This is a genomic window from Rothia sp. HMSC062H08 (genome assembly GCF_001810775.1).
Lineage (GTDB): Bacteria > Actinomycetota > Actinomycetes > Actinomycetales > Micrococcaceae > Rothia.
This window is the reverse complement of sequence record NZ_KV802667.1, coordinates 123928-133398: the sequence shown is the minus strand read 5'-3', so window position 1 is coordinate 133398 and position 9471 is coordinate 123928. Positions and strand designations below refer to the sequence as shown.

At 60.7% G+C, this 9471-nt stretch carries 6 protein-coding genes and 1 pseudogene; 2 read left to right on the top strand and 5 right to left on the bottom strand.

The features are described from left to right. Positions 1-210: pseudogene (locus tag HMPREF2765_RS05140) on the bottom strand (transcriptional initiation protein Tat); the annotation flags it as partial. A 585-nt stretch (positions 211-795) separates the two neighbouring features. On the opposite strand from HMPREF2765_RS05140, the gene HMPREF2765_RS05135 reads away from it, so the two are divergent. Further along, positions 796-2196 (top strand): histidine kinase, encoded by a 1401-nt coding sequence (locus HMPREF2765_RS05135; protein WP_141749091.1) that lies wholly within the window; start codon positions 796-798, stop codon positions 2194-2196. Positions 2197-2237: 41 nt separating this feature from the next. Then, positions 2238-3095, top strand: a complete 858-nt coding sequence (locus HMPREF2765_RS05130) for a response regulator (RefSeq protein WP_070604530.1) — start codon at positions 2238-2240, stop codon at positions 3093-3095. 173 nt (positions 3096-3268) lie between these two features. Here HMPREF2765_RS05130 and HMPREF2765_RS05125 read toward each other — a convergent pair whose 3' ends face one another. The 4 genes from HMPREF2765_RS05125 to metG form a co-directional block, all read right to left on the bottom strand. Next, complete coding sequence (locus HMPREF2765_RS05125; protein ID WP_070593447.1) at positions 3269-3586, bottom strand: nucleotidyltransferase family protein; 318 nt, start codon at positions 3584-3586, stop codon at positions 3269-3271. A gap of 186 nt (positions 3587-3772) precedes the next feature. Then, positions 3773-6526, bottom strand: coding sequence for an ABC transporter permease (locus HMPREF2765_RS05120; protein ID WP_070604528.1), 2754 nt, complete (start codon positions 6524-6526; stop codon positions 3773-3775). 3 nt (positions 6527-6529) lie between these two features. After that, positions 6530-7297 (bottom strand): ABC transporter ATP-binding protein, encoded by a 768-nt coding sequence (locus HMPREF2765_RS05115; protein ID WP_005507396.1) that lies wholly within the window; start codon positions 7295-7297, stop codon positions 6530-6532. Positions 7298-7696: 399 nt separating this feature from the next. Then, a complete protein-coding gene (gene metG, locus HMPREF2765_RS05110; protein ID WP_070604526.1) occupies positions 7697-9241 on the bottom strand; it encodes a methionine--tRNA ligase in 1545 nt (514 codons plus the stop codon). Positions 9242-9471 lie beyond the last annotated feature (230 nt).

Here is a 9471-nt window from a genome sequence, read left to right as displayed (position 1 = left end):
GAAGCGAATCTTGTCAACCTTAGCGGGAACAGTGAACTTCACGGTATCCTTAGCACCGGAGGGCTGACCGGAAATGTTGAACTTGGGAGCAGATGCGTACTCGCACTCAGTGGAAGATGCGAAAGCGGGAACTGCAGCAGATGCTGCGACAACCGGAGCAGCCCATGCTGCGCCAGCGACAACCTTGCGGCGAGAAATATTAGTAGACATGTATGTCCTTCGAGAGTGATGTCATTTTGAGGAATAAAAGTTATCACCCGCCGTCGTGCGCGGCAGAAAACATCACTTGAAACAAGTCGAGTGAGTGAGTCGGCTTGAGCCTAACCTCTGGTGATAACGACATAATGCTGCACTCCGCTCCCCTATCTGGGGAGACGCGCCTCAGAACTCTTGGTGTTCGTTCTGTGAGGTCTTAGACCTCGGGCGCAGATTTCGGGTACGGCTAAAACTATACCCATCAAGGACCTGTACCGCAATGGTTCCAAAAATGGTTTGATGAGGGGGTTTCCCCTAAACTCTCCGCCTTGGTTGAAGGTTTTTCAACCAAAATAGGTTACTTAAGGGAGTTACAGGTCTCTTAAACCCGAATTCGAACCCCATACAACCCCAAACCCTCAAGCTTTAGTTGAATAAATAATCTACAAAAAAGTAATCAAGGTCACTAAAAATAGATGTTTTTAGCGTGTCACACACACGCAAGCACACACCCACACACACAAACCCACAGAATATTCCTGCATGTGAGAGCAGAAAGAGGCTCCCAGTCCCGCCCCACCACCCCGATACACTGGAAACATGCCCCTCAAGCACACCGAACCCCAGCAGAACCCACAGCACAGCACAGAGACAGCCGAATCAGGCCACGCCGTAACGCATACCCGCGGTATCTCGGAAAGCAGCGACCTGCCCGCCGACGCAATCACCGCCTCCAGCCGCGTACAAACCTACCTCAGAGACAAACGCAGCTGGATGAACATCATCGTCGTCGCACACATGCAGTTCTTCTGCTGCGTACTCTCCGTTGCCTTCATCAACGGCTACGGCTGGATCCCGCTCATCTCCGCGCTCTGCAGCACCACCGCGCTCTACTTCCGCTACCGCTTCCCCTACGGCAGCATCTACGTGGTCATCGCGGCGCTCTGCCTCACCCTCGTGGAGCCCTACCCCGGCTCACTCGCCATCACCTGCTACCCGCCGGTCAGCCTCGCCGCCTACCATGTCGGCAGGCACTGGACCCGCCGCGCCCGCTTCCGCGCCCTCATTCTCGGCTGGGTCGGCGCACTCGCCGTCACCGTGCAGGCCTCGCTCTCATTCCTCTACCACTGGGACGACATACCCGCCCGCATCTTCATCTCCCTGTTGCTCGGCGTGCTCTGCGGATCCATCTTCACCGTCTTCTGGTTCCTCGGCGACTCCCGCCGCATGCGCGAACTACGCAGTGAAGAGTTCAAAGAACGCGCCCGCCGCCTCGAATACGAGCAGGAACAGGAACGCCGCCTTGCCGCGCAGGACGAACGCACCCGCATCGCCCGCGAAATGCACGATATTGTGGCGCACTCGCTCTCCAGCATTATTTCCCAGGCGGATGGGGCACGCTACGCCGCCGCGAGCGCCCGCACCGCACGCGCACAGCAGGCAGAGCAACCGGGTCAGGCTCAGCAGAGCGAACCGGATATTGCCGAGCAGACCCTCGAGCTCATCGCAGACACGGCACGAGACTCCCTCACCCAGATGCGCTCCCTGCTCGGGCTACTCCGCACGGACGAGGCAACCGCCTACGCACCCGTGCCCGCCCTCAGCGATGTGCCCGCCCTCGTGGAGCAGAGCCGCCGAGCCGGGCTACCCGTCACCTTCACCGGAATCACCGGCACCATGGCGCGCACCCTACCGCAGGGCGCAGAACTCGCGGCGTACCGCACCGTGCAGGAGGCGCTCACCAACGCGCTCAAGCACTCCCCCGGCGCAGCAACCACCGTCGCTATTCACTGGGGTAAGGACGGTCTGCAGTTGCGGGTTCAGAACGACCCGGTTTCCTCTACCGCGGCTCAGCACATTGCCCGCCCTGTACCCGGTAGCGGCAACGGTCTGCGCGGCATGAGCGAGCGCATCGCCCTCTACCACGGCACCCTCGCCTACGGTCTGCAACCCGACGGTAGCTGGCTCGTTGAGGCGGCGCTACCCTACCGCGACCTCTAATACCGGTGCCCTCTACTACCTCGTGATCTAGGATTGAAACTATGTACTCTTCTGCACCACAGACTTCTGCGCCACAGACCACCCAGCCGATCCGCGTGATGCTCGTTGACGACCAGCGCCTAGTGCGCGGCGGCTTGAGCATGCTCGTCAACTCCCAGCCAGACCTGCAGGTCGTCATGGAAGCTGATGACGGCCTGGCGGCAATTGACGTTTTTGACCGCATGGTGTCTGAGGGGCAGGCGCCGCAGGTCATCCTCATGGATGTGCGCATGCCTCACTGCGACGGCCTGGAGGCGGCGCGCCGTATTCTGGAGCGTGACGGCGAGCGTGAAGTTTCCGAGGATGAACGGGTGCGCATTATTATGCTCACGACCTTCGATATTGATGAGTACGTGTATTCGGCGGTGCGTGCGGGTGCGAGCGGTTTCTTGTTGAAGGACACCCCGCCCGAGCAGCTGCTGGAAGCGATTCGTACGGTGCACCGCGGCGATGCGGTGATTGCGCCGTCTGCAACTCGCCGTCTGTTGGAGCAGATGATTCCGGTGCTGGACTCCCCCGCTCCTGTTGTTCCTACCGCTCCTGCCGCTGAGTCTGTTCCTGCTATTCCCCCGGCTGCTGGTTCTGAGCTTCCTAAGGCGACGTTCATTCCGGCTGAGCATGCAAGCTTTGAGCCTGTGCAGGATTATCCGCATCGTGAGTTGATTGAGCAGTTGTCGCCGCGTGAGTTTGAGGTTCTGGGTTTGATTGCGCGTGGCTTGTCGAATGCGGAGATTACGCGGGAGTTGGTGCTTTCGGAGGCGACGGTGAAGACGCATGTGTCGCATGTGTTGGCGAAGTTGGGTGCGCGTGATCGTGTGCAGGCGGTCATTATGGCGTATGAGGCGGGTATCGCCCACTAGCGCTCCCTTATATAAGGGCACAGCAGAAATAGAGAGCACAACAGACTAGAGGACACAGTGAAGTCCCGGCGGGCGCCTCCTGATCGAGGCACCCTCCGGGGCTCTTTAGTTAAGTAGTTTCTTGTATCTCGTCGATGATTTGTTCAAAGTCGCTCATCAGCTCAGGCAACTTCTTATAGCGGTAGCTCCACCATGTCAGGTTCTGCCTCCGCATAGATGCGAGGGCGCAACCGGGTGACCATATCAACGCTACGGCCGGTCAACTGTTCAATGCGGTGCTGAGCATCCACCATCTGCATGAACTCGTCAAAAGGGGCTACACCCGGCATCTGCACCAAAAAATCCAGGTCGCTGGTTTCGGTCAGCTTACCGCGGGCGGCGCTGCCGAAGAGTCGGGCACGGCGCACACCAGCGTCACGGAGGATCTGAAGAACCTCCGCTTCATGGGGTAGCGTGTACCCGCGACGCAGATTGGGGTGGCTAGTGCTCATACACCCATCATACGCGCAAAGCCATGCTACAGGTCAGCTCCAAGAATCTGAGAGCACAAGCACGGCAGACTAGAGGACACAGTGAAGCCCCGGAGGGCGCCTCCCTTATCGGGGCACCCTTCCGGGGCTTTCTCACGCCGAGTATCCGGGTTTGCCGGGTACTGTGACTATGCCAGGTACAGCGGGTTAGCCGCGCATACCCTCAACCGGGGACATGCGAGCCGAACGAGCCGCCGGCAAAGCCGAAGCCAGCATCGCGGCGAGCACACCCACAACGAGGATGACCACGTACCAGACGTACGGCAGGTCAAGCACCAGCGGGGCGGAAGCACTCATGGAAGACATAATAATCTGCGCCGAGAGGCTACCAATCACCGCACCGGAAACCATACCGAGCACCACAGCGGCGAGCGTAATCAGAATCGCCTCAATGGAGATCATGCGGCGCAGCTGCTTGCGGGACAGACCCAGCGAGCGGAGCATCGCGTTCTCGCGGCGGCGTTCGTTGACCGACAGGGTCATCGTGTTCGCCACACCAATGATGGAGATGACCACTGCGAGCATGAGCATCACCAGGGTGAAGGTCAGCATAACGGTCAGCAGCTGGTCGTAGGTCTGACGTTCCTGCAAGCCACCGGTGAAGGAGCTGTCAGGGCTGGCTCGGTTCAGGTCAGCCTGCAGGGTCGCGTTCTCGCTACTGGTCAGCGGGGAGGCGGCGCGCACCAGAACGACGGTGTCGTTACCGGTTGCCTGGCTGGTGACGGTCAGGTGAGCTGCCTTCGTCTGAGCTTCCTTGTCACCGCTGGCGATTGCTTCTTCCAGGCGCTTCTGAGCTTCCTCAGCGGCAGGGTTAGCAACCTTTTGCGGGTTCTTGGCGTCCTGCAGCTTGGCGGCGGTGGCAGGGTTGACAATCAGCAGGTTCTGCTTGGTTGCGGACTTGACGGGCTTGAGTTCCACTTCGCCGAGCGGGCCGTGTGCCTTCAGACGGCTGGACTCATTCAAACCAGCGGACTTCCAGAGGCCCTGCGGTACGAGCACGGTGTCATCGGCAAGGTTTGAGTTTTCGCCCGGCAGGATTGCCTTCAGATCGGAGGAGCTCAGCGCCACCAGGTCGGAATTCTGGTTGGCGGTCTGGCCTTCGTACTCGACGGTGTAGTCAACCACACCGGCTGCGTAACCAACAGCGGATGCCTGAACGTTCTTAATACCCTTGACCTTGGAGGCGATTTCCTCCGCCTTGGTCACGGTGGAGGCTGCCTCGGACTGGTCATACGAGCTGTACTTTGCCTGCGCAGAAATCGGGTACTGCTGATCCAGGGCCTTGGTCAGCGAGGCGCTCAGCACCGAGTAACCGGTCAGCACAGTCGACACGACCAGGGTACCCACCAGCACGGCACGACCGGTGGAGACGGTGCGCTTGGGCGAACGCAGTGCGTTGGCGAGCGCCAGCTTGCCGGTCTGGGTGCGGGTGACCTTACCGAGGGCACGTACCAGCGGCGGCAGTACCAGCGGGGTGATGAGGAAGACCGCAATACCGAGCAGCAGTGCGGCCCCCATCATGAGGAGGATGGCCTTATTGCCAGCACCCTCACCGGAACCCTGGTTCTGAGCCAGCATAACCAGGCCGATACCTGCGGCACCGAAGACCAGACCCAGGATCGGGCCAACCTTGCCGGGTTTGCGCACCTCAAGGTTGGTGTGCTCGCTCATCGCGCTAATGGGCGAGATGCGCAGGGCGCTTCGTGCCGGGGAGAGCGACGCCAGAACCGTGACAATGGTGCAGATCAGGGTACTGATAATCACCGGGGTGATTGAGTACGAGATCATGATGGTGGTGAGGTTTGCACCAACCAGCATGCCGACCGGGTAGGTCAGCAGCGCACCGATGAGGGAGAACACCACGCCCACGGTAATGGATTCGATGAGTAGCATCCGTACGAGGGAGCCGCCACGGGCACCGAGGGTACGCAGCAGAGCCAGTTCACGGATGCGCTGGCCGACCAGCACCGCGAAGGTGTTGGAGATGACGAAGGAGGAAACCAGCAGAGCCAGTGCCGCGAAGGCACCCAGGACCACGCTAATGGAGGTGAAGACCGTGGAGATACTCTTCTGGTAGTCTTCCAGCAGCTTCTGACCGGTCATGACGCGCGGGTCGTTCTTGGTGTCGCCGCTGCTGAGGGTATCCTGCAGGCTCTTGAGTTTGGCGTCGGTTACGCCGTCCTTGAACTTGAGGTAGATGAGGTTCGCGCCAGCCATGTTCCGGTAGCCTGCCGCGGAGCTCTTGTTTTCTGTCTCGGCTGCTTTCAGGGTGGCTTCGCCGAGGTTGGTGCCGCCAATGAAGACAGCCTGGTTGGTGGTGGAGCCTTCAAAACCGGGGTCGAACAGGCCGACGACGGTGTATTCGGCGGTCTTGTCAGTACCGGGGGCGCTGACGGATTCTACAACGTCGGTGCTGGTAACCTTGCCGTTCAGCGAGAGGTTGTGCTTCTTCGCGAAGTAGGTGGAGACCATGATTTCGTGGTCGCTACTGGGGATTTTACCCTGCACCTTGTACGGGAAGAGGCTCGAGTCGGCGGGCAGCTGGTTGTACTGCACGAGGGTTTTCTGATCGCCGGTACCGAGCGCACCTGAAACGGCATACTGAACCCAGTAGCCGGAGAGCAGGTCGCTCTTTTCTACTTTCTGAATCTGGTCACGAGTCAGGTAGATAGAGGTGCTGTCTTTACCGTCGGAGGTTGTAGCGGCGGAGGCGACGACCGCCTCGGCGCGGGAGAGCACGTCACCCACGGAGGAGTTGACGGTCGCCTGCAACGAATTGGTAAGCATCATAATGGCGGCGATGAAGAAGGATGAGATCGCGATGCCTATGCCCGTGAGGATATATTTTCCTTTGGAGGCGCGCAGATTGGAGCGCGCCACCGTGTTCAGTGTGGTTGCCACGGCTTATCGACCTTCCAGCTGTGCCATTGCGCCGAGGACGGCGTCGTAGGTGGGTTCGATCATTTCGCCGGCGACCATGCCGTCCTTGATGAAGACCACGCGATCTGCGTAGGAGGCAGCGTTTGCGTCGTGGGTGACCATGAGGATGGTCTGTGCGTGGTCGGTTGCGGCGGCACGCAGCAGGCGCAGCACCTCGGCGCCGGAGTTGGAGTCGAGGTTACCGGTCGGTTCGTCGGCGAAGACCACTTCGGGGCGTGCGAGCAGGGCGCGCACGATGGCGACGCGCTGCTGCTGACCGCCGGAGAGCTGTTCGGGGCGGTGGTCGAGGCGGGTTTCCAGGCCGAGGGTCTTGACCAGGTAGTCGCGCCACTGCGGGTCCGGCTTCTTACCGGCGAGGCCCAGGGGCAGGTCAATGTTCTGGCCCGCGGTGAGGGTGGGCACCAGGTTGAACGCCTGGAAGATGAAGCCGATGTGTTCGCGGCGGAATTCGGTGAGGGCGTTGTCCTTCAGACCGAAGAGCTCGGTACCGCCAATACGGATGGAGGTTGCCGGGTTCGGGTCGGGGGTATCCAGGGTTGCGATGGTCTGCATCAGCGTGGACTTACCCGAGCCGGAGGGACCCATAATGGCGGTGAACTTGCCCTGCTCAAAGTCGACGGAGACGTTGTTGAGGGCGTGGACGGTGGCTTCACCCATGCCGTAGGTTTTGGAAAGGTTTCGTGCGGAGACGGCGACCTGTGCCGTCTGTGCGTGAGGAGTTGTCGTAGTCATAGTTCAATTATTTCACGCAGCATGGCGCTGACTACAGGGTTTTTCTCATCCTCCAGGTTGATTTTGGCGGGTGTTCACCGGGTCTTGACCTGCGGATGCGAAGGTTCCCCGCTCATTCCACGGGTTGAGCTGAGCCTGTGGCGGGCTGGGCGGGGCGCAGGCCTCATCCTTAAGGATGAGTGGCGGCGCAATCTGCGTTCTCGCCCCGCAGCCCTTACCCCGCATCATTGCCCTGCTTCTCTGCCTCCCATCTCTGCCCGCGCCTACACCTATATATGTGTATGCGAAAAGCCCCCGGGTCCTCCCCCATCTGGGGGGGTCAGGAAGCCGGGGGCTTTCATAGACTATCCGTTACAGCGCTATCAGTTACGGCGCTGTCCACTGATGCTCAGGCAGCTGTTATGCCTTGGGTGCTTCGTAGCGGGGGAACACCGGTGCGGGTGCGGGCAGTTCGGTGCCGGGCACGAGTGCGGTGCCGAGGGCTGCGAACTGGCGTGCGTCGCCTTCGGGTACGCCGAGCAGGGTCAGCAGCTTGGCGGTTGCGTCGGGCATGACGGGCTGCAGCAGCAGGGCGACCTGGCGTACGACCTCGAGGGTTACGTACAGCACGGTGTTCATGCGGTCGAGTTCGCCGTTCTTGCGCAGGGTCCAGGGTTCCTGTTCTGCGAAGTAGGCGTTGGTGTCTGCGAGGACGGTCCAGATACGCTCGAGGGCGCGGTGGAATGCCTGCTCGTCGAAGTCTGCACGGACGGGCTCGTAGAGGGCTGCCGCCTGGTCGAGGATCTTACGGTCGGCTTCGGTGAATTCGCCGTGGGTGGGGACGGCACCGCCGCAGTTCTTGGCGACCATGGACAGGGAACGCTGGGCGAGGTTACCGAGGTTGTTTGCCAGGTCGGAGTTGATGCGGTTGATGATGGAATCTTCGGAGTAGGAGCCGTCCTGGCCGAAGGACACTTCACGCATGAGGAAGAAGCGGACCGCGTCGAGGCCGAATGCGTCGACGAGGTTTGCGGGGTCGACGACGTTACCGACGGACTTGGACATCTTTTCGCCGTTGACGAGCAGGAAGCCGTGGCCGAAGACGCGCTTGGGCAGTTCGATTCCGGCGGACCACAGGAATGCGGGCCAGTAGATGGAGTGGAATCGGGTGATGTCCTTGCCGATGAGGTGCAGGTCGGCGGGCCAGTACTTGGTGAACAGCTCGTTGTCGGTGTCGGGGTAGCCGAGGCCGGTCAGGTAGTTGGTGAGGGCGTCGACCCACACGTACATGACGTGCTTGTCGTTGCCGGGTACGGGTACGCCCCAGTCGAAGGTGGTGCGGGAGATGGACAGGTCGTTGAGGCCGCCCTTGACGAAGGAGATCAGTTCGTTGCGGCGGGATTCGGGGTAGACGTAGCCTTCGTTGGCGTAGAGTTCGAGGAGCTTGTCGCCGTACTTGGAGAGGCGGAAGAAGTAGGATTCTTCTTCGGTCCATTCGACTTCGGTGCCGGTGGTGATGGCGTAGCGCTGGCCGTCGCGGACTTCGGTTTCGTCTTCTGCGTAGTAGGCTTCGTCGCGTACGGAGTACCAGCCGGCGTACTTGTCGAGGTAGATGTCGCCGTTTTCTTCCATGCGCTTCCAGATGGCCTGGGATGCGACGTAGTGGTCGGGGTCGGTGGTGCGGATGAAGCGATCGTAGCTGATGTTCAGCGCGTCGTTCATTGCTTTGAAGCGTGCGGAGTTCTCGTCGGCGAGTTCCTTAGCGGTCTTACCGAGCTTCTCGGCGGTGGTCTGCATCTTCTGGCCGTGCTCGTCGGTGCCGGTCATGAAGCGCACGTCGAAGCCGTCGAGGCGCTTGAAGCGGGCTAGCACGTCGGCTGCGATGGTTTCGTAGGCGTGGCCGATGTGCGGGTTGCCATTGGGGTAGGAGATGGCGGTGGTGATGTAGAACGGAGTTGCAGTCATAACTTTCAGTTTACCGCAGTATTAGGCGAGGCTCTCACCGGGGTTACACTCTGATACGCGGTGGCTCATTGTTTGCGGGGTGGAGGCTGCCACGCAACAGGCTAAACCGCGACAGCCTCCCCGCCCCAGTTCGCTAGGCACGGGGCGCACACCCAAACCACGAACCACCCGCGGCGGGATTAGCTCGAGGTTCGGCACCCTCCTCGCTCCTACAGGGGCACCCGCCCTCG

Bases quoted from the DNA above. Each gene is read 5' to 3' on its own strand.
- HMPREF2765_RS05135 (WP_141749091.1), top strand. From the start codon at position 796: ATGCCCCTCAAGCACACCGAACCCCAGCAGAACCCACAGCACAGCACA.
- HMPREF2765_RS05130 (WP_070604530.1), top strand. From the start codon at position 2,238: ATGTACTCTTCTGCACCACAGACTTCTGCGCCACAGACCACCCAGCCG.
- HMPREF2765_RS05125 (WP_070593447.1), bottom strand. From the start codon at position 3,586: ATGAGCACTAGCCACCCCAATCTGCGTCGCGGGTACACGCTACCCCAT.
- HMPREF2765_RS05115 (WP_005507396.1), bottom strand. From the start codon at position 7,297: ATGACTACGACAACTCCTCACGCACAGACGGCACAGGTCGCCGTCTCC.
- metG (WP_070604526.1), bottom strand. From the start codon at position 9,241: ATGACTGCAACTCCGTTCTACATCACCACCGCCATCTCCTACCCCAAT.